23 protein-coding genes and 2 pseudogenes are annotated in these 25,670 nt (G+C 66.4%); 6 read left to right on the top strand and 19 right to left on the bottom strand.

Annotation, left to right across the window (positions count from 1 at the left end):
• The 12 genes and pseudogenes from QOI01_RS01550 to QOI01_RS01605 form a co-directional block, all read right to left on the bottom strand.
• On the bottom strand, positions 1-516 hold a 516-nt coding region (locus QOI01_RS01550; protein ID WP_526377975.1), incomplete at its 3' end, for an acyl-CoA dehydrogenase family protein.
• A 10-nt stretch (positions 517-526) separates the two neighbouring features.
• Positions 527-2,101, bottom strand: coding sequence for a long-chain-fatty acid--ACP ligase MbtM (gene mbtM / locus QOI01_RS01555; RefSeq protein ID WP_313863869.1), 1,575 nt, complete (start codon positions 2,099-2,101; stop codon positions 527-529).
• Positions 2,098-2,358 (bottom strand): annotated as a pseudogene (locus QOI01_RS01560) (acyl carrier protein); the annotation flags it as partial. The pseudogene QOI01_RS01560 and the gene mbtM, both read right to left, overlap by 4 nt.
• 125 nt (positions 2,359-2,483) lie before the next feature.
• Positions 2,484-3,716: a fatty acid desaturase family protein gene (locus tag QOI01_RS01565; protein WP_526377940.1), complete on the bottom strand. Its 1,233-nt coding sequence runs from the start codon at positions 3,714-3,716 to the stop codon at positions 2,484-2,486.
• 8 nt (positions 3,717-3,724) lie between these two features.
• Positions 3,725-4,858, bottom strand: a complete 1,134-nt coding sequence (locus tag QOI01_RS01570; protein ID WP_526377941.1) for a ferredoxin reductase — start codon at positions 4,856-4,858, stop codon at positions 3,725-3,727.
• Between the two features lie 114 nt (positions 4,859-4,972).
• Positions 4,973-5,869: an alpha/beta fold hydrolase gene (locus QOI01_RS01575; protein WP_526377943.1), complete on the bottom strand. Its 897-nt coding sequence runs from the start codon at positions 5,867-5,869 to the stop codon at positions 4,973-4,975.
• Positions 5,870-5,976: 107 nt separating this feature from the next.
• Positions 5,977-6,651: a Crp/Fnr family transcriptional regulator gene (locus QOI01_RS01580; RefSeq protein ID WP_526377945.1), complete on the bottom strand. Its 675-nt coding sequence runs from the start codon at positions 6,649-6,651 to the stop codon at positions 5,977-5,979.
• 382 nt (positions 6,652-7,033) lie between these two features.
• Positions 7,034-7,327 (bottom strand): putative quinol monooxygenase, encoded by a 294-nt coding sequence (locus tag QOI01_RS01585; RefSeq protein ID WP_526377947.1) that lies wholly within the window; start codon positions 7,325-7,327, stop codon positions 7,034-7,036.
• A gap of 14 nt (positions 7,328-7,341) precedes the next feature.
• Positions 7,342-8,601 (bottom strand): NAD(P)/FAD-dependent oxidoreductase, encoded by a 1,260-nt coding sequence (locus tag QOI01_RS01590; RefSeq protein WP_526377949.1) that lies wholly within the window; start codon positions 8,599-8,601, stop codon positions 7,342-7,344.
• Complete coding sequence (locus QOI01_RS01595) at positions 8,598-9,980, bottom strand: NAD(P)/FAD-dependent oxidoreductase (RefSeq protein ID WP_526377951.1); 1,383 nt, start codon at positions 9,978-9,980, stop codon at positions 8,598-8,600. Before QOI01_RS01595 ends, QOI01_RS01590 begins: the two co-directional genes overlap by 4 nt.
• A complete protein-coding gene (locus QOI01_RS01600; protein ID WP_526377953.1) occupies positions 9,977-11,425 on the bottom strand; it encodes an FGGY family carbohydrate kinase in 1,449 nt (482 codons plus the stop codon). Before QOI01_RS01600 ends, QOI01_RS01595 begins: the two co-directional genes overlap by 4 nt.
• Positions 11,422-12,933, bottom strand: coding sequence for an amino acid permease (locus tag QOI01_RS01605; protein ID WP_526377955.1), 1,512 nt, complete (start codon positions 12,931-12,933; stop codon positions 11,422-11,424). Before QOI01_RS01605 ends, QOI01_RS01600 begins: the two co-directional genes overlap by 4 nt.
• Before the next feature lie 146 nt (positions 12,934-13,079).
• Here QOI01_RS01605 and QOI01_RS01610 point away from each other — a divergent pair, with 146 nt between their 5' ends.
• Positions 13,080-13,823: a GntR family transcriptional regulator gene (locus QOI01_RS01610; RefSeq protein WP_526377957.1), complete on the top strand. Its 744-nt coding sequence runs from the start codon at positions 13,080-13,082 to the stop codon at positions 13,821-13,823.
• 147 nt (positions 13,824-13,970) lie between these two features.
• On the opposite strand, the gene QOI01_RS01615 is transcribed toward QOI01_RS01610, so the two are convergent.
• Positions 13,971-15,350: an MFS transporter gene (locus QOI01_RS01615; RefSeq protein WP_526377959.1), complete on the bottom strand. Its 1,380-nt coding sequence runs from the start codon at positions 15,348-15,350 to the stop codon at positions 13,971-13,973.
• 60 nt (positions 15,351-15,410) lie between these two features.
• Positions 15,411-16,106, bottom strand: a complete 696-nt coding sequence (locus QOI01_RS01620) for a fumarylacetoacetate hydrolase family protein (RefSeq protein WP_526377961.1) — start codon at positions 16,104-16,106, stop codon at positions 15,411-15,413.
• A gap of 116 nt (positions 16,107-16,222) precedes the next feature.
• Here QOI01_RS01620 and QOI01_RS01625 point away from each other — a divergent pair, with 116 nt between their 5' ends.
• Positions 16,223-17,038: a transglutaminase-like domain-containing protein gene (locus tag QOI01_RS01625; protein WP_526377963.1), complete on the top strand. Its 816-nt coding sequence runs from the start codon at positions 16,223-16,225 to the stop codon at positions 17,036-17,038.
• 7 nt (positions 17,039-17,045) lie between these two features.
• Here the strand turns inward: QOI01_RS01625 and QOI01_RS01630 are convergent, their stop codons facing one another.
• Positions 17,046-18,101: an alpha/beta hydrolase family protein gene (locus QOI01_RS01630; RefSeq protein ID WP_526377965.1), complete on the bottom strand. Its 1,056-nt coding sequence runs from the start codon at positions 18,099-18,101 to the stop codon at positions 17,046-17,048.
• A gap of 23 nt (positions 18,102-18,124) precedes the next feature.
• On the opposite strand from QOI01_RS01630, the pseudogene QOI01_RS01635 reads away from it, so the two are divergent.
• A pseudogene (locus QOI01_RS01635) lies at positions 18,125-18,253 on the top strand (TetR family transcriptional regulator); the annotation flags it as partial.
• Between the two features lie 16 nt (positions 18,254-18,269).
• On the top strand, positions 18,270-18,413 hold the full coding sequence (locus QOI01_RS01640) for a hypothetical protein (RefSeq protein WP_526377967.1): 144 nt from the start codon (positions 18,270-18,272) through the stop codon (positions 18,411-18,413).
• On the opposite strand, the gene QOI01_RS01645 is transcribed toward QOI01_RS01640, so the two are convergent.
• On the bottom strand, positions 18,389-19,291 hold the full coding sequence (locus QOI01_RS01645; RefSeq protein ID WP_526377969.1) for an alpha/beta hydrolase: 903 nt from the start codon (positions 19,289-19,291) through the stop codon (positions 18,389-18,391). The genes QOI01_RS01640 and QOI01_RS01645 overlap by 25 nt on opposite strands.
• 207 nt (positions 19,292-19,498) lie before the next feature.
• Here QOI01_RS01645 and QOI01_RS01650 point away from each other — a divergent pair, with 207 nt between their 5' ends.
• Complete coding sequence (locus QOI01_RS01650) at positions 19,499-21,130, top strand: acetolactate synthase large subunit (RefSeq protein ID WP_526377977.1); 1,632 nt, start codon at positions 19,499-19,501, stop codon at positions 21,128-21,130.
• Here QOI01_RS01650 and QOI01_RS01655 read toward each other — a convergent pair.
• On the bottom strand, positions 21,090-21,596 hold the full coding sequence (locus QOI01_RS01655) for a hypothetical protein (RefSeq protein WP_526377971.1): 507 nt from the start codon (positions 21,594-21,596) through the stop codon (positions 21,090-21,092). The genes QOI01_RS01650 and QOI01_RS01655 overlap by 41 nt on opposite strands.
• Complete coding sequence (locus tag QOI01_RS01660) at positions 21,596-22,870, bottom strand: molybdopterin-dependent oxidoreductase (protein WP_526377978.1); 1,275 nt, start codon at positions 22,868-22,870, stop codon at positions 21,596-21,598. Before QOI01_RS01660 ends, QOI01_RS01655 begins: the two co-directional genes overlap by 1 nt.
• 675 nt (positions 22,871-23,545) lie before the next feature.
• On the opposite strand from QOI01_RS01660, the gene QOI01_RS01665 reads away from it, so the two are divergent.
• The gene (locus QOI01_RS01665; protein WP_526377980.1) at positions 23,546-23,755 is read left to right on the top strand and encodes a long chain fatty acid-CoA synthetase Faa4p; all 210 of its coding nucleotides are present in this window, start codon (positions 23,546-23,548) and stop codon (positions 23,753-23,755) included.
• 22 nt (positions 23,756-23,777) lie between these two features.
• On the opposite strand, the gene QOI01_RS01670 is transcribed toward QOI01_RS01665, so the two are convergent.
• Positions 23,778-25,601 carry a bifunctional sugar phosphate isomerase/epimerase/4-hydroxyphenylpyruvate dioxygenase family protein gene (locus QOI01_RS01670; RefSeq protein ID WP_526377973.1) on the bottom strand — a complete coding sequence of 608 codons (1,824 nt, stop codon included), beginning with the start codon at positions 25,599-25,601 and terminating at the stop codon, positions 23,778-23,780.
• Between the last annotated feature and the right edge of the window lie 69 nt (positions 25,602-25,670).

Below are 25,670 nucleotides of genomic sequence, written 5' to 3' on the forward strand. Positions count from 1 at the left end.
CGAGTCGTGGTCGACGCTGCGTGCCACAACCATGATGTGGTCGGCGATGGGCGAAAGCGACACGAACTTCTTCACGCCGCGGACTTCGAAACCACCGTCACGCGAGCGAACCTCGGTTTCGACTATCTGTAGATCCGATCCGCCGGATTCTTCCGAGGCACCGATGCAGAGCACCGCATCGCCGCGAATCGCTTGTTCGCAAACGTCTTTCAGGTAATCCGACTTGCCGAAACGGCGCAGCAGGGCGATGGCCGAGTCGTGCAGGCTGACGCCCACTCCGATGCCGGCGGACGCCAGGTGGCCCAACGCGAAGGCGAGCTCCACGATCTTGTTGACATCTGGCTGGGTTTGGTCGGACCACTTGGCGGCGAAGACACCGCTTGCTCCCAGATGCTCGATCAGCTTACGCGGAAAGCGTTGCTGGACCTCGGCTTCAGCCGTCCACTCCGTGACGCGGTCGTCGAAAGCCTCGAAGAGCAGTGCGCGATAGTCTGCATCGAAGACGGTCTCGCTTATCGCGGTCACTTCAGTCCACCAGCTCAAGCGAACGCCGCACTTCCAGACGGCGCAATTTGCCCGAGGATGTGCGCGGCAGGGACCCCGGCGACATGAAGACGACGTCCGACGGAACCACTCCACACACCGAGGCAATGCGCTGGATCACTTCGGTGCGCGCCTCGTTCTGATTAGACCCACGAAACTCGGCCGCGACGACCAGGCCGGGGCGGGCGGAACGTTCGTCGGTGCCCAAAGCGACCACGGCGCCTTCCCGCACGCCGCGTACTTTGGCCGCGACCAGCTCGATCTCCGCCGGAAAAATGTTGCGCCCCGCGATCGAGATGACTTCCTTGGCCCGCCCGCACACGACGAGACCTCCGTCGCCGACAAAACCCAAATCGCCAGTGGGAAACCAGTCGTCGCGATCAATGGCCGGGTGTCCAAGGTAGCCATTCATCATCGACGTACCGCGAATTTCGATCTCGCCGATCTCGGGGCCGGCCGCGTTGTCGTACCGATCGCTGGAGGAGATCCGCAACTTCATGCCGGGGATCGGATCACCTAGGATCGCGTGTTTGTGTGAGCCGGTGTTGTCAGAGAAGCTGGCCAAACGCAACCCGGTGCCCGGCACCGGCATCGTTACCGCACACGTGGACTCGGCGAGGCCGTACGACGGCGCAGCCGCGCCGGCGTTGAACCCGAACGGCGCCATGGCTTCTGCGAAACGTTGGAAACCTTCGCAGTCCACCGGTTCCCCACCGTTGATCGCCACCCGCAGTCCGCTGAGATCGACATCGGATACTCGCCGCGCATATTTGCCGAGAAGGTTGTAGGCGAAGTTCGGCGCGGCGGTGATCGTCGCATGGCTGTCCGAGAGCCAACTCAACCAATTGAACGGCGACGCAGCGAACGCCGCTGTCGGGGCCAGCCACAGCGGCAACCGGCCCAGGGCCGAAGCAAACACAAAGGTGAGCCCCATGTCGTGATAAAGCGGCAGCCATGAACAACAGGCGTCGATCGACGAGTCGAGGGCACACCGTTGGTCGAGCCCGCGCAGGTTGCTGAGTACGGCAGCCGGGGCAAGCGCGGCGGTTTTGGGTGCGCCAGTGGAACCTGCCGTTCCTTGCAGGATGGCGGGGCCGGCGCCGTCTCCGCTCGGGGTCCCGGCTGCTGATCGGCTGGTGCGCGCCGCCGTCGCTACATCTTCGACAACGACGTCGACGGGCGCGGCCTCCCGCAGGCCGTCGAGATAGGAGCCGTGGCTCAGGACCGTGCGTGCCCCGATCTCCGCGAATCGGGTCAGCGTCGACTCCGCCCAATGCCGTAAGTCGGCGCCCCGCACCGGCCCCGGCAATATCGAGATGGCAGCGCCCGTGAGCCAGGTGCCCTGGATCGCGGCGATGAACTCGACGGTCGGTTCGCCGACGAGACCGACGGCGGCGGGTCGATCATGGGCCAGTAGCCAGGCCGCAACTCCTTCGGCCAGCCCGTGCACTTCCGGCCACGCGCGCCGTTGCCACGCCGAGGTCTTGCGGTCGAAGACGGCCAATTCAGATGTCGCGGACTGCATCGACCGCGTGATCGCCGCGGCGAGTTCGCTCATTTGCCGGATTTCGCCGCGATCGCCGCGTCGAGATCGCCGACGGTGTCGCAGGTCAAAAGCTCTTCCTCGGATAGCGCGACGCCGAGCCGCTCTTCGATGGCGACCATGCCGACAGCAAAGGCCACCGAGTCCAATCCGACATCGTCGATCAACCTGGCTTCGGGGGTGACCCGGGCCATGTCGACGTTGAGGTCGTCACGCAGAATGCTCTGCAGCGCAGTGGTCACCGTGGAAGCAGAGGAGGCCATGGCCAGCGACCCTACACGGTCAGCTAAGGCTAGGCTAGCCTTCTTTCATGGTGAGAGTTCCGCCACTCAGCCGTGGATGACGATGTTGCCAGTCACCCGCCCGGGTCGCAGACCGACCGGGCGGAGCGCTCGAGTTACGCCGCGCTGGAAGCGGCCTGCAGTTCACGCAGCGCGGTGCGCAGGCCCCGCCGTTTACCTGTCGCGGGGTCGACGAAGCTCTCCCGCAGTCCCTCCCGGACGCGAAACTTCAACTCGGAGTTAGTCTCCGGGGCGTCCTCGGACGTCGCCTTGAGCAGCTTGTCGGGCAGGGCGAGCTTGAGGATCGTCCAGAACGACTGCCAGTATTGCCGGCCAAGGGATCCGGTGGTGTACGGCAGGTCGTACTTCTCACACAGCTCGCGCACCCGCACGCCGATTTCCGCATAGCGATTGCTGGGCAGGTCCGGAAAGAGGTGATGCTCAATCTGGTAGCACAGATTGCCACTCATGAACGCCATCAGGGGCCCAGCGTTGAAGTTTGCCGATCCCAGCAACTGGCGCAGATACCACTCCCCCTGCGTCTCGTTCTCGAATTCCTCTTTGGTGAACTTCTCGGCACCGTCGGGAAAGTGGCCGCAGAAGATCACCATGTAGGACCAGTAGTTGCGGATGAGGTTCGCCACCGCGTTGGCTCCGAGCGTGTGCTTCCATGCCCGTCCGGTGAGCGCCGGGAACACGATGTAGTCCTTGCCGACCTGCTTGCCGACCTTCTTACCGATGATCCGGAGGTCCTTGAGAACCTCACCCTTCGACTTCTCGCCCTTGCGGAACTTCGTCGTCTCCAAGCCGTGCGCGGCGACACCCCACTCGAACAGCGTGCCGAGCAGGAAGTTGTAGATGGGGTTGCCGATCATCCACCGCTCCCAGCGCTGGTCGCGGGTGAGACGCATGATGCCGTAACCGATGTCGTCATCGAGTCCCACGACGTTCGTGTACTTGTGGTGGATGAAGTTGTGCGACTTCTTCCAGTGCACGGTCGGTGAGGTCGTGTCCCACTCCCACTCGGTGGAGTGGATCTCCGGGTCGTTCATCCAGTCCCACTGGCCATGGGTGATGTTGTGACCGAGTTCCATGTTCTCGATGATCTTGGCCAGTGCGAGCATGCCGGTGCCGACCGTCCAGGCAACCTTGTTCCGGCTCCCGAATAGGGCGATTCGACCGCCTGCGGCAAGTCCGCGCTGCAATTGGATGGCCCGCCGGATGTAGCGGGCGTCGCGCTCGCCGCGGGATTCCTCGATGTCGGTTCTGATCGCGTCGAGCTCGCGTGACAGTTCCTCGACGTCCTCCGGTGTGAGGTGCGCATATTCCTTGATGTCGGTGATGGCCATGTCGCCTCCTAGATGTTGATGGTGCAGTCGCCGGACGCGGCGGAAATACAGGTCTGAATTCGGTCGCCCTCGCCGTGCTCGGTCCCAGAGCGGAAGTCACGGACGTGGCCGGACTCCAGTGGCAGCACGCACGTCTGGCAGATGCCCATGCGACACCCGAACGGCATCTGGATGCCGACCTGCTCGCCGGCTTCAAGTAGCGAGGTGGCTCCGTCGACGTCGACCGACTTGTCGGAGATGGCGAAGGTGACCGTTCCGCCCTCACCGCCCTTATCGGTCCTGGCGATGACGAAGCGCTCCATGTGCAGGCTGTCCTGCAGCTCCGCCTTGGTCCAAATTCTCTCGATGTCGTCGAGCATCGCCGGCGGCCCGCACGCCCAGGTAGGTCTTTCCCTCCAGTCCGGGACCAGCTTGTCGAGCTCGGCCGCGAAGTCGAGGTGCCCCATGTCTTCGGTCAGGTGCAGAAGTAGCGCATAGTCCGACTCACCTCCGTCGAGCTCCTGAAGCTCGTCGTGAAAGATGACGTCCTGCGTCGAGGGTGCGGAGTGGATGTGCACGATGTCCGATGCCTGCCCGCGCTGTGTCATCGACCGGAGCATCGCCATGACGGGAGTGATGCCGCTGCCCGCCGTGACGAGGAGCAACTTGGGCGGAGGTGGATCTGGCAGGGCGAAGTCTCCCTGCGGAGCGGCCAGTCGGACGATCGTTCCCGCTTTCACACCGTTCACCAAGTGGGTTGACAGGAAACCCTCTGGGGTCGCCTTGACGGTGATTGAGATCAGCTTCTTGTCACGTCGCGGAGTCGACGTGAGTGAATACGATCGCCAGTGCCATCGGCCGTCGACCCGCAGGCCGATACCCACGTATTGACCCGGCTGGTAGTCGCCCGAGAATCCCCAGCCTGGCTTGATGGTCACCGTAGCCGTGTCCTCGGTCTCCCGCCGCACGTCAACAACCTCGCCGCGTAGTTCTCGCGCAGACCAGAGCGGGTTGAGCAGTTTCAGGTAGTCGTCCGGAAGCAGTGGCGTGGTCGCGCGGGCCGCCAGCCCGCGCAGGAGATTGACCTTCGGAGAAGCCGCGGTCTCGACGCCCTTGGCGGGCGCCTCGCTCCATCGCGTGAAGTCCCGCAGTTTCAGAGCCACGAGCCATCTCGCAGACAACCCAGGTCAGGAGCCGTATCTGGTGAACACATGTACACCGAGTACCCTCGAGTGGCGCAGTTCATACCTACGGTTGCGAGATCGGGGCGGTCGACGCTACGAGGTTTCGTCCCCCGCGACGGGCGCCAGGAGCGTGGCGGTGTCGGCGCCACGGGCGGTGGTGGCTTTCATGAAGTCGTCGATGATCTCGGCGACCTCGTTGGGCGCCTCGACGTGCGCGAAGTGCCCGACGCCTGGCAGCACCTCCAAGCGACTGCCCGGGCGCGCGGCCTGGGCGGCGTGGCCGTGCTCGACGGGGATGATCTCGTCGTCCTCACCCCAGATCGCCAACGTCGGCAGCTCCGAGCGGACGTGTAGCCGGTTCAAGGCGCTGACGGCCTGGCCGCGGTAGTCCACGACGGAGCGCAGGGTCCGCAGGAACGCGTCGCGCGTCGGGGCGTCCGAGAAGGACGAATAGGACCGCCAGATCTCACTGGCCCGCGGTGCGCGCATCCCCGCCGAGGTGAACCACGAGCCGATCTTGTTGCCCACCTTGAGAACCGGAGACGGCGCAATGATCGGCAGAACGAACTCGGCTCCAGGTGCGGACAGCAGACGAAGGATCCAGCCCACGTCGAGTCCGAGCCCACCGCTGCTGACCAGGATCACGCGCTCGCAGTAGTCGGGATGCTGATAGATGAACTGCATCGCCACCCCGCCGCCGAGCGAATGACCGACTATCGTCGCCCGGGCGATGCCCAACTCGTCGAGAAGATCGCGCAACCAGACGGCGAATGCCCCGAGCGAATAGTCGCCGCGGGGCTTCGTCGATTGGCCGTGGCCGAGCAGATCCGGCGCCACCACCCGGTAGTTCTTCGCAAGACGCGGAATCAGCTCACGCCAGGCTTCCGAGCTACTCGCCATGCCGTGAATGAGCAGGAGCACCTCACCGCTGCCCTCGTCGCGGTAGGCGACCCGGTCTCCGTGCAGGTCGAGGAATTTGACTTCGTTCATCGTTGATCTCTCCACTCCGGTTCGATCTCTGTCCGACGTGCGCATCCTCGCGCTACCCGACAGCATCTTCGAGCCTGCCCGACAGAGGCGGAGCCGTCAACGCGATGTCAGCGCGCGCGCTTCGCGAGACGCTCCGGCTCGAGGATCAGCACGCTCTTGCCCTCGACCCGGATCCAGCCGCGCTGACCGAAGTCGGCGAGCGCCTTGTTGACCGTCTCGCGGGACGCGCCGACCAGCTGGGCGATCTCTTCCTGAGTGAGGTCGTGCTTGACCCGCAGGGCATTGCCCTCCTGGGCGCCGAAGCGCTGAACCAGTTGCAGCAGTTGCTTGGCGACGCGACCCGGCACGTCGGTGAAGATCAGGTCGCCGAGGTTGTTGTTGGTACGGCGCAACCGCCGCGCCAGCACCCGCAGCAGCTGCTCGGCGATCTCGGGCCGACCTGCTATCCAGGCACGCAGCGCATCCCGATCCATCGACACCGCGCGTACCTGGGTGATCGTCGTGACACTCGAGGTTCGCGGGCCTGGATCGAAGATCGCCAGCTCCCCGAACATGTCCGACGGTCCCAATATGGTGAGCAGATTCTCACGGCCGTCGGGGGCGCCGCGGACGATCTTCACCTTGCCCGACACGATGATGTACAGCCGATCGCCGGGCTCACCCTCGACGAAGATCGTGTGCCCCTTAGGGAAGTCCACGGGCTGCAATTGGCTGATCAGAGCGGCTACCGCAGCGGGTTCGACTCCCTGGACGATTCCGGACCGCGCCAGGGTCTCTTCCACGTCGCCTGGTTCGACCGCTGGCCTCACGATCGCCTCAAACGGTGGTGGGCTGCGGCAGTTTGCGGAAACATATCTGTGAGCGTGACGGTGCCACCGCGTTTTGTAAAGCTACGGGAACTTCGCCGAAAACGCGCCCTCATCTGCCCGCCCCCGTTCGACGAGCGGGGCGAACCGCGCGAGTTCCGTGAAAGACCTGATCCCCAGCTTGCTGAACGCGTGGCGCAGGTGGCTGGTCGTCAGGCGGTTCGACGCCGTTGGCGGAGCGGCGGCAAGATCCTGCTCCACATCTCGCGAGGCGCCGAGTGACCACTCGTGACGCGCAGATGATCAACTTGCGTGCCGTAACTGGCCATTCGACACCAGCACCGGCGACGGGCGGTGATCAGACATCGGTCGTCGTGTACCTGGTCTTGACGGGAGGTGCGGCCAGCAATGGCGGCAGATCGGTGATCTTGCCTTCGCCTGCGCGGAAGGCGCGGTAGGCCTCATCGGCCTCGACGGACTCCCAGATCTCGTAGATGACCCAGTGCGTTTCGTCGTCCGAGTCGACGAGCACGTCGGTGGTGAGGCTTCCGTCGAAGGCACGGGTCTTGACGAGCTCACGACGAAACACTTCGCGGGCCTCGGCGACCGACTCGGGCTTGAACTTCAGTTCGAGCAGGACGGTGACGGACATTGACGGTCTCCTGACTAGACGGCGAGTTCGATGGTGACGTCGCCGCCCTTGGGGTCGGCGCCGGACACCAGTGACCATGGTGCCCGATAGACGCGCCCCGGCGCAGCCGGCCACAGCGTGCGCGCCGCGCCGATGGTGTGGCCGTCCTGGACGGCGCGGAGTTTGGGGGTTCGACGGTATTCGTCGACCCAGAACAGGAGATCGCCGCGCGGTGCGACACCGCCGTCGGCGGTGACGAGTTGCGGGGTCACCCACCGAAACGGCTGAGCGGCCCTCACCCGGATTCCCCGCGGTCGTGGCTCTCCCCTTTTCAGCCATTCGGACACCTTCGGGGCGACATGGCGGCCGTCGAGGGCGGCACCGTCGGCGGTGTCCACCGGGTGCAGGAGATTGCCGATTGCGAACACCCCCGGTGCACTGGTGCGCAGACTCGCGTCGACGAGGGGCCCGCGGGTGCCGGAATCCATTGCCAGGCAGGCGGTTCTGGCCAGCTCGTGGTCGGGGATCCAGTCCCCGGTCGTGATGACGGTGTCGCATTCGATGGTATGGCGGGCGCCGGTGTCGACGTTCTCCACGATCACGGAACGCACCCGCTGCTTGCCGTCGATGCCGACCACCCGGGTGCGGGCGAGCACAGGGCCGCGCAGAAGCGCACGTCCCGGGATGCGGAACGCGGCGTACGCCTCGGAGTGCGGGTAGGCACTCGTCATGGCGACTGTGGCGCAACCGGCTTCGCGCAGGGTCAGCACTGCCGACCAACTGACCAGCTCCGCCCCTATGACCACCGCCCGCTTGCCGACGACGGCCTGGTGCACGTGGACCAGGTTCTGCAGTTGGCCGGTGGTGTACACCCCGTCGGGGCGGTCACCGGGGATGAGCCGGGCGGGACGCGGACGCTCGCGGGCGCCGGTGGCCAGCACGACGGCATCGGCGTCAAGGACCCGCCGCCCCCGCGGTGACGTGATCTCCATGGCACGTTCGCCAGACCATCCGGTCACCATCGCCTCGGTCTCCAGCAGAGCTCCGGCGTCACGGGCCGTGTCGGTCAGACGACGGGCGTACGCGGGTCCGGAGATGAATCGCCTCAGATCGCGGATCCCGTAGCCGAGGTGATCGCTGTGCCTGGGAATGCCTCCGGTCTCGACTTCGCGTTCGAGGACGACTACGTCACCGTCGACCAGCGGAGCCAATGCCGCGGCGGCGGTCAGGCCGGCCGGACCGCCGCCGATGACGGCTACGGCCACTCTCCGAACGGCGTTGGGCTGATTGGTCATTGAGCCGCCAGGAGCAGTGCCTGGGTGTGCGCACCGCAGTAGAAGCCCTGGCAACGGCCGTTCATGACGCGGGTGCGTCGGCGCAGCCCATCGAGGTCACGCGGCGGGATGGGCGAGTTGAACGCGTCGCGGATCTCACCGGCGGTGACGCGTTCGCAGAAGCACACGATGCGGCCGTAGTCCGGGTCATCGGCGATGCGTCCCGCGTCCTCATAGGGCCTGATGCCCGCTTCACCGATGTAGGGCATCCGCCGTGGCGGTGGCAGGTCGGCGCGTGGCGTCAGGTTGAGATCGGTGCCCGCAAGCAGTCCCATGACGTGTTCGGCGACGGCCATTCCCGCGGTGAGACCCGTGGACCGGATGCCACCGACGAGGACGTAGCGCTGATTCTCGTCGACTTCGATGAGGTAGTCGTCGTGGTCGGTCGCGGCGCGCAGGCCCGCATACGTCGCGGTGACCTCCTCGTCGAACAGCGTCGGCATCAGCGCCCGGCCCTTGCCCAGCAGGAAATCGAAGCCCTGCTCCGAGGTGCCGGTGGCGTTGCGGTCGGTGAGGTTCTCCGACGTCGGACCCACCATCACGTTGCCGTAGATGGTCGGGCTGACGAGCACTCCCTTACCGCGGGCCGAGGGTACGGCCAGCACGATGCACGGCACCATCGGCCGGGTCAGCTTGTCGAACACCAGCAGTTCGCCGCGCCGCGGGGTCACGGTGAAACGTTGGTAGCCGAACTTGGCGTCGAGATGGTCGGCGCCAAGGCCTGCGGCGTTGATCACCCATCGCCCGTTGACGTCACCCTGTGTGGTGACGACGGTGGTGTGGTCCGTACGGGCAGTGACGTCGGTGACCTCTGCGCCGCGCCGCAGGACGACTCCGCGTCGAACGGCGTCGGTGGCGAGCGCCAGGTTCGTCGTCCAGGTGCAGATGATCGCCTCACCGGGCACGGTCAGACCGGCCAGCGCACCGGGCCCGAGTTCGGGGACACGCCGGTAAACTTCGTCGCCGCTGACGATTTCGCACGCGTCGTACCCGTTGCGCTCGGCCTTGTCCTTGAGCTTGGGCAGAGCGGCGCGTTCGTCGTCGGTCCACGCCACCAGCAGCGCGCCGGTGCGCTCGACCGGAATGCCCACCTGTTCGGCATATTCACCGAGGAGGTGGTACCCGCGGGCGACCAGTCGGGACTCCAGTGTGCCGGGGGTGGCGTCGAAACCGGTGTGCAGCAGGGCCGTGTTGGCCTTGCTGGTGCCGTCGCCGACGTCGTCGCGGCCCTCGACCAGCGTCACGGTCAGGCCGGTCCCCGCGAGGGCGCGGGCGATGGCACTTCCGACGATCCCGGCTCCGATGACGACGACGTCACGGATATCGTTCGGGGCGTTCATGATTGGACTCCCTCACGTGAGATCACCGCGTCGGCCGCCTTTCGCCACCTGGCCAGGTGCTCAGCCGCGCGGTCGTCTGACCAGACGGGCTCGTAGGTGTGTTGCGGTATCCACGTGCCGACGACCTCGGCCGGGCTGAGTGTCTCGTCAAGCGCGAGGCGGGCGCAGGCTGCGGCGCCGAGCGGGGTGGCGTGCGCGGACGGGTATACCTCGACGGGGATGCGGGCGAGGTCGGCCTGCGCCTGCATCAGGACCGCCGAGCGCGTCAGCCCGCCGTCGACCCGAAGCCGTGTCAAGGGCTGGCCAAGGTCACTGGCGACCAGGTCGGCCAGGCACGCGACCTGCGCGGCGATCCCCTCCAGCAGCGCACGGACCAGGTGCCCACGTCCACTGCTGAGGGTCATGCCGGTGAACGACGCTCCTGCCGTCGCGTCCCACCACGGGGCAGCGAGCCCGGCCAGCGCCGGGACGCAGAGGACACCGCCGGTGGAGTCACCTGCCGTCTGCGCCACCGCGTCCAACTGGTCGGCGGCGGGCACCAGGCCGAGATCGATGGCCCAGCGCACGGCTGACGCCGCGGTGTAGACCTGGCCGTCCGCGCAATACGAGGTGCGGTCCCGCAGCCGCCAGGCCACCGACGTGGTGAGGCCCGCTCCGGAGCGCGTGGCGTTCTCACCGAGCTGGGCGAGCAGGAAGGCGCCGGTGCCGAAGGTGCACTTCGCCGCACCGGGCCCGAGACAACTCTCGGCGAGCAACGCGGCCTGCTGGTCGACGATCAGCCCGGCCACCGGGATCGCCCTAGGCCCGAAAGCGCTTGTCTCACCAACGATCTGGTCACAGGAAGCCAGGTCGGGCATCGCCTCGCCACGCAGCCCGAACAGCTCGAGGAGGTCGTCGCTCCAAGACGCCGTGTCCAGGTCGAGCAGCATCGAGCGGCTGGCGGTCGAAAGGTCCGTCACGAACGCGCCGCAGAGCCTGTGGATCAGCCAGGTGTCGGTTGTCGTCACCACGCCGTCACCGGTCAGGTTCGCCCGGATCCACGCCATCTTCGGCGCGGAGAAGTACGGGTCGAGCATCAGGCCGGTCCGCTCAGCCACGTCGTCGGCCGAGGCGGCGAGCGCCGCGCAGATGGACTCTGCGCGACGGTCCTGCCAGACGATCGCGGGCGTCAGCGGCCTGCCGGTGCTGCGGTCCCACGCCAGGACGGTCTCGCCCTGATTGGCCAGTGCCACCGCGTCCACGGGCACCCCCGCCGCGTCGAGAGCACGATGCCCGGCCTCGAGGACCGAGTTCCACAGCGCCTCGGGGTCCTGCTCGACACCGCCGCCGGGCAGGTACTCGGGGCGCAGTGCGACCTCGGCGATCGAGACCACCCGACCGGCGTCGTCGACGACGATCGCCTTGGTGCCCGAGGTGCCCTGGTCGATGGCCAGTACGTGGGTCATGGCCGGTGCGTGCCCGCTTCCTGGTCGAGTACCGCGTCGATCGAGTGCTGGTCGGGCATCGCGAGTCCGTCGCGGCCGCGCCGGGCGAGCAGGAAGCCGAGGTAACCCGCGCCGATCACGACCATCACGATGACATAGAGCCAGGCGTCCTTGAAGCTGGCATCGCGGAACAGTGCCAGTTCGAAGACGAGCCAGACGACCGCGACGACGAGGATCGGCTTCTCCCACGCGCCCAGGTCGAATTTGCCGTTGACGGGCAGCTCCTTACGCTTGACCAGATACATCGCGACCGTCGCGGCATAGATGACGGCAGGCAGCAGGGTGGCCGCGCCGAACAGCGTGAACAGCGCGTCCTCCGACTGAGAGAAGATGGCGAGGATCAGCTCGGCGAGGACCACGAACAGCACCGTCGCCCGCAGCGGGGTGTGGAACCGCGGCGAGATCCGGTTCCATTGCTGCCAGCCGGGGAAGCGCTCGTCGCGAGACATGGCCCACGTCAAGCGAACTCCCGTCATCATGATCACAAGTCCGCAGGCGAAGATGGCGATCACGACCATCAGGAGTAGCAGGGTGCTGACGACCGAGCCGAGCGTGTTCTTGATGACGTCGGCGATCGGCGTGCCCGACTCGGCCAGGGCCACGGGGTCACCTGCGGCGAGGGTGACGGCGATGAGGAAGATGAAACCGAGTACGCCGGAAGCGAGCACGGCCTGACACATCGCTCGCGGAACCACCCGCTCGGGATCGTTGGTCTCCTCGGCGAGGTTCGCTGCCGATTCGAATCCGACGATGGTGAAGGCGCCGAGCAGGAAGCCGAGCATCCACGGACCCGCGGACGTCCAGTCCCCGAAGCTCCAGAATCCTTCTGCCGCAACAGCTCCCTTGCTGAATAGGTTTCCCGCATCCATGTCTCCGCGCACGGCGGCGACGATCAACAGCAGCACCGTCAGCGTGACCATGCCGATCAGTTCGAGTGATACTGCGCCGTTGTTGAAGCGCTGACTCCACTTGGTGGACAGCGCGAGCAGGAGGGCCTGGGCCAACAGCACCAGTGCGGTCACGGTCCACGTGACGGCACTGGTTCCCTCGTAGTCGAGCAGCACCGGCAGCACGGTCGAGGCGATCGTGTAATCGACTGCCACCACGACGATGGCCAGGAACGTGAAGGAGATCCAGCCGATGATCCAGCCGAGAATCGGGTTGGCCAGCCGCGACATCCACTGGTAGGCGTACCCGGTCACCGGCATCCGCGACGCGATCGTGCCGAGCACGAAGGCCACCGCCAGCTGGCCCACCACGGCGATCGGCCACGTCCAGATCCCAACGGGACCCGACGAGTTCAGCACCGACCCGTACGTGGTGAAGATGCCGGTGGCGATGGATACGAAGGCGAAGGCCACGGCGAACGAGGCGAAGCGGCCGGTGTGTCGCTCCATCGACTGCTTGTAGCCGAACTGAGCGAGTTCGGCCTCATCACCCTTCCCCAGGGCGGAATGCGTGTCGGACATTGGATCCTCCAGTTGGTATAGACCATGTGGCTCAACCAAAGTATGGGAGTGATGGGCAACACAGTCAAGGCGGAAACGAGGTTGTCACAGAACCTGGCCTAGACCAGGTGGGCTCTCGAGTGAGCAGACGGCGCTACCCTGCTGTGGTGACCGCATCGAGGAGCGAACGGCGTCCACCCGCGACTCCGCGTTATATCGCGATCGCCGCGCAGGTTCGGGACCGCATCGTCGTTGACCAGCTAGGACCGCACACACTACTGCCGTCGGAGCGAGAGCTCGCCGAGCTACACCAGGTCAGCCGCATGACTGCGCGGCAGGCGTTGTCACTGCTGGAGAACGAGGGCGTGGTCTACCGGCGGCCGCCGCGCGGGACGTTCGTCGCCGAGCCGCGCGTGCGCTTTCACATCGGGAGTTTCTCCGAGGAAGTGTCTCGCCTCGGCCGGCACCCGGCGGCGCGGTTGCTGTGGGCCGAGCACCAGGAGCCGACGCCGGCGGTCCGGCTGGCGCTCGGGCTCGACGACGACGCGGGCGTGCATGCGTTTCACCGGCTGCGCTCCGTCGACGACGTCCCGTTCGCCCTCGAGACCACGTTCCTGCCAGCCGATCTGACGCCCGGCATCCTCGATCTCGCCGACGAGGGATCGCTCTGGGCGACGCTGCGGGACAGGTACGGAATCGAGTTGAGCCGCTCGACCGCCGTGCTGGAGTCCATCGTCCTGGACGACGCCTCCAGCGCTCAGCTCGGCGTCCGGCCTGGCTCCGCGGGCACCCTGCTCACCAGGACTACGGTCGACACGGGCGGCAGGCACGTGGAGTTCGCCAGGGACGTCTACCGCGCCGACCGGGCATCCTTCGAGGTGTCCGTCGACCTGTCGGCCGGGTCCGGGTAGAGGGACTGCAGCTCAAGGGAATTCAGCTCCGATTGTGCGGAGCACCCTCCTCAGTTCGACGGGCGGCCGACATCATGGCTTGCACGCGAACCCTGCGCCGGTGCTGCCGCGGGAAACAAGAGTTCAGGGGCTACCCGGGCGACGTGCTCATCGAGTAGCGGGCGCAACGGTCACGGCCCAGGCGCTTCCCTGTTCGCGATCGAGCACCGTAATCCCCTTGTTCTTCAGCGCGAAGACGTAGACCAACAAGCTCACCCCGATCACCACCGTGACGTAGACGATGAACGACGTGATGTGGTCGGGCTTGGCTGCCTGGTATAGCAACGGCGCCGTACCGCCGAACACCGAGTTCGCGAGCGCGTAGCCCAAACCCACTCCCAGGGCGCGGATTTCGGCGGGAAACAACTCCGCCTTCACGATCGCGTTGACCGAGGTGTAGCCGGTGATGATGACGTAGCCGACCGCCACTAGCGCGAACGCCCCCAACGGCGAGGTGGTCTGCGGCAGGAAGGTGAGCAGGACGTACGTGTAGATGACGCCGCCGACACCGAAGAAGACCAGCAGTGGCTTGCGCCCGACCCGGTCACTGATGAGGCCGCCGACCGGTTGCAGCAGCATCAGGAAGATGAGTCCCAGCAGGTTGATCCACGTTGCCGTCAGCGCCCGGTCTGAGCCGAAGGTCGACTTGACGATCGCGGGCGCGTTGACGCTGTAGGTGTAGAAAGCGATCGTGCCGCCCGCCGTGATGAGGAAGACGAGCAGCAGCGGGCGCCAGTGGGTGGTGAACAACGCCTTCATCGACCCCGCGGCCCGGTCCTTGCCGTCGCGGATGGCTTCGAGGTGCGATTCGCTGAGTGATTCGTCCATCGAGCGGCGTATCCAGAGCACCACGAGCGCGGCGATGCCCCCGATGAAGAAGCCGATCCGCCAGCCCCATGCGCTGAGCGCCTCGGTATCCAGGAATTGCAGCGCGATGAGCAGCGTGAACTGGGCGAGGACGTGGCCGCCGATGAGGGTGACGTACTGGAACGACGATAGGAAGCCGCGCCGATTCGCGGTTGCCGCCTCGGACATGTACGTCGCCGAGGTGCCGTACTCCCCGCCGGTGGCGAAGCCCTGCACGAGGCGGGCGATGATCAGAATCACGGCCGCCCACCACCCGATGACCTCGCGAGTGGGCATGACCGCCACCACGAACGAGCACGCCGACATGACGGTGATGCTGAACATCAGCGCAGACTTTCGGCCCCGCCGGTCGGCGAACCGGCCGAAGAACCAGGAGCCGACCGGGCGCATGAGGAACGTCACCGCGAAGATCGCGTAGATGTACACCGTCGAGTTGGTGTCGGCCTTGTCGAAGAACTGCGCCTCGAAGTAGGACGCGAAGACCGTGTAGACGTACACGTCGTACCACTCGACGAGGTTTCCCGCCGAGCCCTTCATGGTGTTGAGCACCGCCCGGCGGGTGCTCGTCGGAGCGGTTGTCGGACCAGTCGGCTTGTTGAATGTCGGGGCCGTATCGCTCATTCCCAGACGATAACGGGTCGGTTCACAGCTTTGGGGCAGCTTGCCGCCGAACGCGACGGTCTATCGCACGGTGAAGCTGAGCTCTCCGACACCGTCGATACCGCCGTCGACGGTCTGGCCGGCCTCGATGGGGCCGACACCCGAAGGCGTTCCGGTCATGATCAGATCCCCTGGTTGCAGGGCGACCGAGGCGGACAGGTGGGCGATGACGTCGGCGACGGGCCAGATCTGGTCGGCGAGGTCGCCGTCCTGGCGCGGCTGACCGTCGACGGTGAGCCAGATGCGACCCGCTTCTGCACTGGCGGACGCCGCAGGCACCAGCGGTGACACCGGTCCGGAGGCATCGAATCCCTTCGAGAGGTCCCACGGGCGCCTGGTGGCCTTGGCGTCGTCCTGGAGGTCTCGACGGGTGAGATCGACGCCGACCGCGTAGCCCCAGACATGTTGCAGCGCAGTTGATGCGGCGACATCGAAGCCACCAGTGCCGATGGCGACGACGAGTTCGATCTCGTGGTGCAGGTTGTGCGTGAGCGGCGGGTAGGGGACGACTCCAGGCGGGCCGCCGCGATAACCCTCAGCGGCGGTGAAGACGGCGTCGGCAGGTTTGGTGAAGTAGAACGGCGGCTCACGGTCTGGATCCGATCCCATTTCGCGGGCGTGGTCGGCGTAGTTGCGTCCGACGCAGTAGACCCGACGAACCGGAAAGCGTTCGGCTGTTCCTGCGACGGCGAGGGTGGGCGTTGACACGGTGAACATGTTCTCAAGCTTTCACTACTCCATACCCGAGTGATTCTGTGGCATGTCTCCTCACCGAAACTCTCGACTGAAGAGGAACATCTGAAAGGGCGGAGACCGGATACCGGAGACCAATGATGCGAATTCACGTCGGCTTCGAGATGGTCTTCGACTGTCCGCGGCCCACCCCGATGATCTTCAACCTGAACGTCCACTTCACGCGCGTATCCGACCTCGTCGGGCGTGACGTGCTGCTGGTCGACCCGCCGGTACCCATGGCCGCCTATCGTGACGACTTCGGCAACTGGTGCACGCGCATCGTTGCGCCGACGGGCCGCACGCGTGTCTTCGCAGATGCAGTCGTCAACGACAGTGGACTCCCCGACGTGCTCGTTCCCCAAGCTCAAGAGATTCCCGTGCCGGAGCTGCCCGATGACACGCTCGTCTTCCTGCTGGGCAGCAGGTACTGCGACACCGATCGCCTGTCGCAGACGGCATGGAACCTGTTCGGGCAGGTGCCGCCGGGATGGGACCGCGTGCAGGCCATCTGCGACTACGTTCATCGACACATCACGTTCGACTACCAGCGCGCGGACAACACGCGCACGGCGCTGGAGGCGTTCAACGAACGGGTCGGCGTCTGCCGCGATTTCACGCATCTCGCCGTCGCCTTCTGTCGCTGCATGAACATCCCCACGCGCTACTGCACCGGATACCTCGGTGACATCGGCATGCCGCCGCCGTACGGTCCGATGGACTTCGCCGCGTGGTTCGAGGTGTTCCTCGGCGGCCAATGGCATACCTTCGATGCGCGCAACAACACCCCGCGAATCGGCAGGGTGTTGATCGCGCGTGGTCGCGATGCCGCCGACGTCGCTCTCAGCAACGCTTTCGGCCCCAACGCCTTGACGAGTTTCACGGTCTGGACCGATGAGATGCCCGAATCGGGGTGAATCCCCTTCAATTCGATTGGGGCACTGGGGTATCGAGCCAGTCGAAGATCGTCTGGTGCGCGCGGGCCATCGCACCCATGTGGCAGTGCTCGCCCACACCCTCCGACTCGGGGAGGGTGACCAGGGTGACGTCCGCGTTGACCATCGCCTCAGCGGCCTGTTTCGGCTGACCGCTCAGGAACTGGTCGTTGTCCGCATCGAGCACCAGCACAGCGGCGGTGATCCGGTCGGCGACACCCGCCAGGGTGTACTGGCGGAACACCCGCGGTATATCGGCGAGCGAGTCAAGGCCCATGACCCACAGTCCATTTCGCAACGCCCATCGAACCTGGGTGTCGCGCGCCATCAGCATCTTCAGGACGGGGATGGCCGACGCATCGTTGCCGTCGTCGATCCAGCCGCTCACGAACGGCGGAAGGGCGTGAGCCATCGCGGCGTGGAAGTCGTAGATGCCGTCGTCGAGGATCAGCGCGGCGATGCGGGTATCGAACGCAGCTGCCCTGGCGACCAGGTATCCGCCCATGCTGTAGCCGAAGAGGCTGATCCGGCTGGGATCGACATCGCTCCTGGTGAGCGCGAAGTCGACGACCGGCGTGATGACCGCTTCCCAATCGGGGCGGAACACCAGGTGCTGTTCCCGCAGCGCCGCGCCCTGCCCCGGCCCGTCGAAGGCCAGAACGTTGCAGCCCCGGGCCAGGGCCGCGAACGCGAAGTCGAACTGCGCCATCGCGCCGAGGAAGGTGTCCCGCGAGCGGTGGGAGAGTTCGTGCACCTCGGGGTCGTCGAACGGATCGACGCGGCGGTAGAACTCCGCGGTGCGGTAGTAGTTCGAGGCCCGCAGGAACGCCTCCCTGGCGCTGACGCCGTGCCCCGCGGCGAGCGAATGGTGTGCGATCGACTCCACCCGCTGCGCGGTTGCCTTCCATTCACGGTGCCAGGCCACTTCGTCACCTTCGGGGATGGCCCGGGCGGTGACGATCACCTCGCCGAGGTCAGCGCCGCCATAGTTGGCGAAGCCGGCCGCACGCAGGGTTTCGTACGAGAACGACTCGTCGTCGAACAAGAACTTCGGTACTGCAGGACGACGTGACCGACGCCATCGAATCCGCCTTGTTCGCCGAACTCGCGCGGGTGGGCTACGGTCGGCTGTCCATCGACGCGGTGGCCAAGCGCGCAGGCGTGGGCAAGGCCGCCATCTATCGGCGGTGGCGATCCAAGCTCGACCTGGGCGATGGACCTTCTCGCCGGACCGCTCTACTGGCGGCTCGCCGTCATGCAGGCAGAGGTCAGCACCGAGTACTGCGACCGCCTCGCCACCGCCGTCGTCACGGTCGTGGCCATGCCATCCGGCTACCGAAGTGTCGTACCCAAGTAGTTGAACACCGTCTGATGCAGGACGGACATCGCCCCGACGTGACGATGGCGGCCCGCACCACCCGCGCTTCGCATCACGACGTGGTGCACCGGTGCCGTCATGGCGTGGACGAAGTTGGCCGCCTGGCCCGCGAACACCGTGCTGTCGTCGCGCTCGAGCACCAGGGCCGGGGTCTGGATCTTGCCGACGTCATTGGCCGTGAGCGTGTACTCGGCCGTCCTGCGGACGTACTCGGCGGTGGTCTCCACTCCGTAGACCCACCTTCCGTTCTGCAGTGCCCACCGCGCGTTGGTGTCCTCCTTCATCAGCACGTCGAGCATGGGGATCGCCTCGTCGTCGCGGCCCTCCTCGATGAGTTCGAGGACGGTTTCGGGAATGGGTGGGGAGGAGGCGTAGAACGTCGTCATGCCGTCGTTGCAGACGATTGCAGCCGATCGATGATCGTGGGCGGCGTACCGCGCCACGAAGTAACCACCGAGCCCGTAGCCGAACTGCACGATCTTGTCGTCGTCGATCTCGGGAACCGTGAGCGCGTAGTCGACGACCCGGCCCAGCACGTTCTCCCAATCCGGGCGGATCGGCACGCCCTTCTCGCGGATCATCGAACCCTGACCCGGTCCGTCATAGGCCAGGAAGTTGTAGCCGCGCCGTAGGGCCGCCGCGCCGATGATGAAGTAGCCCTCCTCGCGGGTGGAGGCGAAACCGTTGGTGTAGACGACCGTTGGGCGCGGCTTCCCGCTGTCGTCGGCGAGGAACAGATGGCCCGGAAGCTCACCGTCCTCGTACGGAATGCTCACCTCGGTGAAAGGACAGTCGAGCAGTTCGGCCACACGCATCGCCTCGAACTCGACGGCCTCGCCCTTGAAGACGAACTCCACGGTTGCTTCCCCTTCGGGTGGTCCAGCTGATCCATCGATCCTTTCGTCGGCGGCAGTCACCGTCTTCGACGTTCACCCCCATTCGCCATACCAGGTAGCAGGTAGTCAGTGTCTCGATGCTGGGACTGGAGACGGCCGGTCCTCGGAGAGAGGACACGTCGGCGATAGGGTCGACCGGTGACAGAACCCGTTCGCACCACGGCCGAGTTGATCGTCGAATGCCTGGAGAACGAAGGCGTCACGCACGTCTTCGGAATACCGGGTGAAGAGAACATCCGATTGGTCGACGCGCTGTCGCGATCCTCGATCGACTACGTGCTCACCCGTCACGAGCAGGGCGCGTCATTCATGGCGGAGGTGTACGGACGCCTGACCGGCAGGGCCGGCGTGTGCTCGGCAACGCTCGGGCCCGGCGCCATCAACCTCCTGCTCGGCGTGGCCGACGCCACCACCAACTCGACGCCCGTCATCGCGCTCTCGGCGCAGGTCGGCATGCGGCGTAGCTACAAGGAGTCGCATCAGGGCGTCGACCTCGTCTCGATGTTCGCGCCGGTGACGAAGTGGTCGGCGCTGGTCGCCACACCGGGTGCGGTACCAGAGATGGTTCGCAAGGCGTTCAAGCTCGCCCAGACCGAGCGCCCCGGAGCGGTGTACCTCGCCGTGCCCGAGGACGTCGAGTCGGCCGACGCCCCCGCGGCGGCGACACCGTTGCGGGTCAACGTCCCGCGACCGGACGACCCGTCGGCAGCCCAGATCGAGCGAGCCGTCGAAATCCTGCGCACCGCGCGCAATCCCGTCCTGCTGGCCGGTCACGGGGCCGCCCGAACCGGCGCTTCCGATGCCGTGCGCCGCTTCGCCGAGTCACTCGGCATCCCGGTCGCCACCACGTTCCACGGCAAGGGCGTCGTGCCCGACGACCATCCGCTCGCGCTCGGCGCCGTCGGCTTCATGCGCCACGACTACGTGAACTTCGGGTTCGACCAGGCCGACGTCATCGTGGCCGCGGGCTACGAGCTTCAAGAGTTCGACCCGGTTCGCATCAACCCGCGCGGCGACACCAAGATCATCCACGTCCACCGCTTTCCCGCCGAAGTGGACGCCCACTACGACGTCGCCGTCGGCCTGCACGCCGACATCGGGCGGAGCCTCGACGCACTCGCCGAGGCCGTGAAGCGTGACCACCCGCCCGCGCCGGGGCAGGAGCGCATTCAGCAATTGCTGTCCCAGGAACTCGACCGCGGCCGTTCCGACGACAGGTTTCCCCTGGCCCCCGCCCGGATCGTCGCCGATACCAGGGCGGCACTCGGGCGCGACGACATCGTGCTGGTCGACACCGGTGCGCTGAAGATGTGGATGGCCAGGCTCTACCCGACCTACGAGCCCAACACGTGCCTGATCTCCAACGGTCTCTCGACGATGGCGTGGACGCTGCCCGGCGCGATCGCGGCCAAGATTGCGCGCCCGATGGCCAACGTCCTGGTCGCCACCGGTGACGGCGCGTTCCTGATGAACTCCCAGGAGATCGAGACCGCGCTGCGGGTCGGCACCCCCATGGTGATCCTCGTCTGGGTGGACGACGCATACGGGTTGATCAGCTGGAAGATGGACCTGGAGATCGGCCACAACGTCGACACGCGATTCGGCAACCCGGACTTCGTCGCCTATGCGGAGAGCTTCGGTGCGAAGGGTTACCGCATCTCGTCGGCGGACGAACTGCTGCCCACCCTGCGCGAGGCGCTGGAGGCCGATACGGTCAGCATCGTTGCGTGCCCGGTCGACTACACCGCCAATAGCGCCCTCATCGCTTCACTTGGGGAGCTGGACGAGTCCTGGTCATGACACTCTTCACCACGTAGCAGACGGCGCTGGCCAGATAGAAGGCCGCAACGAGCAGCAGCCAGCGCGCGAGGAACGGTTCCTGGGTCAGCCCGGTCGCGGCGTGGTAGGTGAAGGCGCCCTGCTGAATGATCCCCGGAAGGAACAGCGCAAAGGTCAATCCCGTTGCCAGCGTTGGCATTCGGACGTAGTTGGTGACCGGTACCCGGTGCGGGTTGGCTGATTTCGCGTCGCGTCGCCCCCTGGGCAGCAGGCGCTCCGCCAGGGCATAGAGCGGAAACAGGATCAAGTCGTGGCCGATCACGGCGACCGCGAACCACACCGCGATCGACTGCCACCACACCTTCGGATTGAACAGGTTCTGCACGCCGAGAACCGAGATCGTGTACGCGACGAGCGCGAGCGCACCCACCAGCACGATCAGGTGCAGCAGGTTCTCGCCGTAGAGCCTCTTCACCAGCGCGAGCATCAAGCCTCCCGAAACTCGATGGAGGCAACCCATTTCGTACAGTGCACCCCGGGCAGAGCCGGCACGATGATCCTGGCCGGATAGCCGTGGTCGAGTGACAGGTCGGCGCCGTTGACCCGGAAGGCCAGCAGCGCATCGGGATTGAGGACCTGATTGCGCTGAAGCCTGGCATGGTTGAAGGCCCCGAAACGCTCCAGCGACGACACCACGGCCGAGCCGGGTGTTGGCCGCCCCGCAGCGGCAGCGAGGTCGGCCAGCCGTACCCCACTCCACGACTCGACGGTCGACCAACCCTCGACGCAGGCAAGCGGCAGATCCACGGTGCGCTGGGGCATCGAGGCGAGCATCGCGCGGTCGAGGACGAGGGGTTGCGGACCCCCCATCAGTTGCAGCCGCCATCGATCGCCCGTCAACGCGGGGTTGATGCGGGCTGCGGCGGCGGTGCGGTTGATCTGGAAGTCGCCTGCGCCGTTGCCGTAACTGCGGCCACGGGGCAGCAGCACCGCCAGGTGGCGGGTCCACCCCCCGATGGTCTGCCCGGCGGTCAGCACCGCGACGAGCAGTGACCCGCCGCACACGACCGCGAGCACGCCTCGCCGGCTCAGGGTGGGCGGATCGGGATCCGTCGCGACCAGGCCGTCCTCGTCGAGCGGCTCGGGCACCGTGTCGGCCCGCGAGGTCCGCAGCACGCCGAGGAACGATCGCGACCGCAGGCTGCGGATCAAGGTCGGCAGCTTGATGGTGACGTGCGCGACGAACCCCGCGATGAACACCCATGCGCCGAAGTAGTGGGCGGTGTAGAAGCTGAACCCGAAGATGTAGTCGTACTGGATGTTCAGCACGCCGGTGACGATCTCGAACAGGACACCGCCGACGATCATCAGCAGTGAGACCCGTTCCAGCACGTTCGCCGCCGACCGGGCCGGCGGCCACGTGAACAGGCGGGGGATGACCGACCACAGTTTGGCCAGCACCACCGGGATCATGATCAGACCGAGGCCGACGTGCAACCCCTGATTTAGGCGGTAGAGCCACTTCGGCTGGCTCGGCCAGTCGAACGTGGGCAATTTCAGCCAACCGACGTCCGCGGGAATGGCCGCCCCGAACTGTGGGCCGTAAGCGATGTAGGACAGCAGGCCGGTGATGATGACGATCGGCAGGACCACCAGCAGCACGGCGCCGAAGACCGACGTCAACCACGGCCCACGCAGCGGACTTCGCCACCGGATCCGCGACAATCCCGGCGGCGGATGGCTCTCGACGGTCCGCCACAACGCGGCAGGGAAGCCGTGCCTGGGCGGATCGCCGTCGTTCGGATTCGAAGTCTGCACGTCTACCTATTCGTTACCGTGGGCGGAACGGACAGGTGGCAGTGTTCCCGCGGCGCCGCTACGTTACGCAGTGAGTATGACGTACTGGGCCGCGGAAGAGCGGCGACCGGGTCGGCCGTAAACGGCGTTCTCGGCTTGGACGCCGGCATCGGCGGGCAGGGTTCCGGCCAACAGACCGGTGGGATCGTCGCGCGTTCGGGGCCGTCGATTGACTGGACGAACTGCATCAAAACGTAGGGCCCGTGCGCGGCGAACGATCTCACCGTGGACCTGGCCTGGTCGGATCCGCTCGGCGTAAAGGCTCCAAGCCGCCGAGGACGCCATCGTCGGCGTGCGCAACCTCGACGGCCTCTACCGGGAGCCACTGTCGGCTGCGACGCGGTCCTACTGCCGGTAACCCGGCCTCAGCTCCAATCATGCTGTCGAGAAACGGCTTTCGTGGTTGGCATCCGCCAGCGTGACGCCGATTAGGCGTTCCGGCTCGGGACGCATTATCCTTGCGCGCGGTCCGTCGTCCGACACAGGAAATCCTTCATGCCCATTCAGCCCACCCGGCGCCGCACGCAGTCCCTGCGCGGCCCCCACGGGCGGCACGTCAGCCGCCGCGTGAATCGTCCGATGGTCGGTCAGAGCTTCGACATCGAGATCAGCCGTGAAATCGACGGTTGGACCATCCGGATTCCCGAGATCGGTGCGGTCACCCATGCGCGGCGCCGGGCCACGGTCGAGTTGGCGGCGCGGGAGTGCATCGCCACCAAGACCGGTATTCCCATCGGTTACGTCGCCATCTTGGTAGTCACGCGATTCGTGGAGTTTCACGAGCGCTGACCGCTCCATCAGACGCCGCAAGTCACTTGGTGGCGAGGTACCGGTGGCGTTGTGCGGCCAGTCGCACCGGGGCGTTGTCGGTCCCGTATCCGTCGTATTCACCCATCCGCTGGACGAATTCGAAGAACACCGTGCCGACGGTGCGGGTGTAGAAGTGGATGAACGCGCCGTCGGCGCTGCGGTCGTAGAGCAGGTGGAGCTCGCGCAGCTCGGCGACGGTGTCCGCGTCGACCCCGAATCGCCCCGCCACGTAGTCGTAGTAGTTGTCGGGCACGGCCAGGAAGTTCAGGCCCCGCGACCTGGCGGCACGGGCGAATGCGACAACGTCCGTGCACGCGAACGCGACGTGCTGCGGCATGGCGGCTTCCTCGAGCACGTGCGGTGCGACGTTGAGCGGCAGGCGGACCGAGCCGTCGTCGGTGCGCATGACCTGGCTGCGGATCAGGCCGCTGGGTCCGGCGACCTCGATGGGCGCGTCGGCGTCGAGACCGAAGACGCTGGTCAAGAAGAGCACGGCCTCGTCCGCCGTCTGCCAGGGGACGGCGAGGTTGACGTGGTCGATGCTGCGCACGGGCGTGCCGGACGCGGGCGGGAGCCCGTTCTCGAACTCGTCGACCCATGCGGGGGGCGCCCCCGCCGGCGGCGCCGTGACCCAGAAGAACTCGGTGCCGTCCGGCGCGATCGCGCCACCGAGCGGCTGTTCGGCGGCGTAGGTCCGGCGGTAGGTTGCAGGAGCCATCAGGTCGGTGGCGCGCCGCGTGGTGGCCCCGCCGTCGGGCACCAGCAGACCCACGGCGGCGACCCGGGGCTCGAGGTCGCGGGCTTGATGCTCGTTGAGGACGATGCGGACATCGCCTGCAGCCCAGAGGGATACGGGCTTGGTGCGGTGGCGGCCACGCGGGGTGAACCCGAGCTGGTCGAGAAGCACCTCGACGTCGCCGGTGTCCTCCGCCTTCAGCTCGACGAAGTCGAAGCCCACCGGCGGTTTGGCGTAGACCACCGGCGTCAGGCCGACAGGCCGACCCACTCCAGGCAGCGCCGCCACCTTGTCCTGGAGCCAGACGAGTGACCGCAACGCGTGCACCGCGGTGCGGTCCGGGTCGGTCTGCCGGAAGGTGTCGTTGAAGACCTCGAGTGACAACGGCCCGTCGAAGCCCGTCTTCAGCACGTGCGAGACGAAGGTCGCCAGGTCGAAATCGCCCTCGCCCGGAAACAGTCGGTGATGGCGGCTCCACGACAGCACGTCCATGGACAGCGCGGGCGCGTCGGCGAGCTGCAGGTAGAAGATCTTCTCTCCCGAGATGTCCTCGATGGCCGCCGGGTCGTGCCCGCGGGACAGCACGTGGAAGCTGTCGAGGCACACGCCCACCGCGGGATGATCGGCCAAGTCGACGATGCGCCAGGCTCGGCGGTAGTCGTCGACGAAGCGGCCCCAGGCCAGCGCTTCGAACGCGACCCTGACGCCGTACCGGCTTGCCACGTCGCCGAGTCTGCGGAGCTGGCCGGCGGAGTGGTCGTCGGAGTCGACGGTCGCCGTGGCGACGTTGCTGCAGACGAGCACCGTGTCGATGCCGAGTCTCCTTGCGGTCGCGAACGTCGCCGCGGCCCGTCGCAGGTTCTCGATGAAGGTGTCCTCGTCCACTCCTTCGATATCGCGAAGCGGCTGGTAGAGGTCCAGCGACAGCCCTAGGCGCTCGGCGAGGCCGCGGATCTCCTCTGGACTGTGGTCGCTGGCGATCAGGTCGGGTTCGAAGATCTCGACACCGTCGAAACCCGCGGCCGCGCAGGCATGCAGCTTCTCGACGAGGGATCCGCTGATCGAGACGGTCGCGATGGACGTCCTCATGGTGTGCCTCCAATCACAACTCAATGTACTAAACAGTTAATACATTGGGAAGAGCGTCGCGACCATGGC

Source organism: Mycobacterium sp., from assembly GCF_032162605.1.
Classification (GTDB): domain Bacteria; phylum Actinomycetota; class Actinomycetes; order Mycobacteriales; family Mycobacteriaceae; genus Mycobacterium.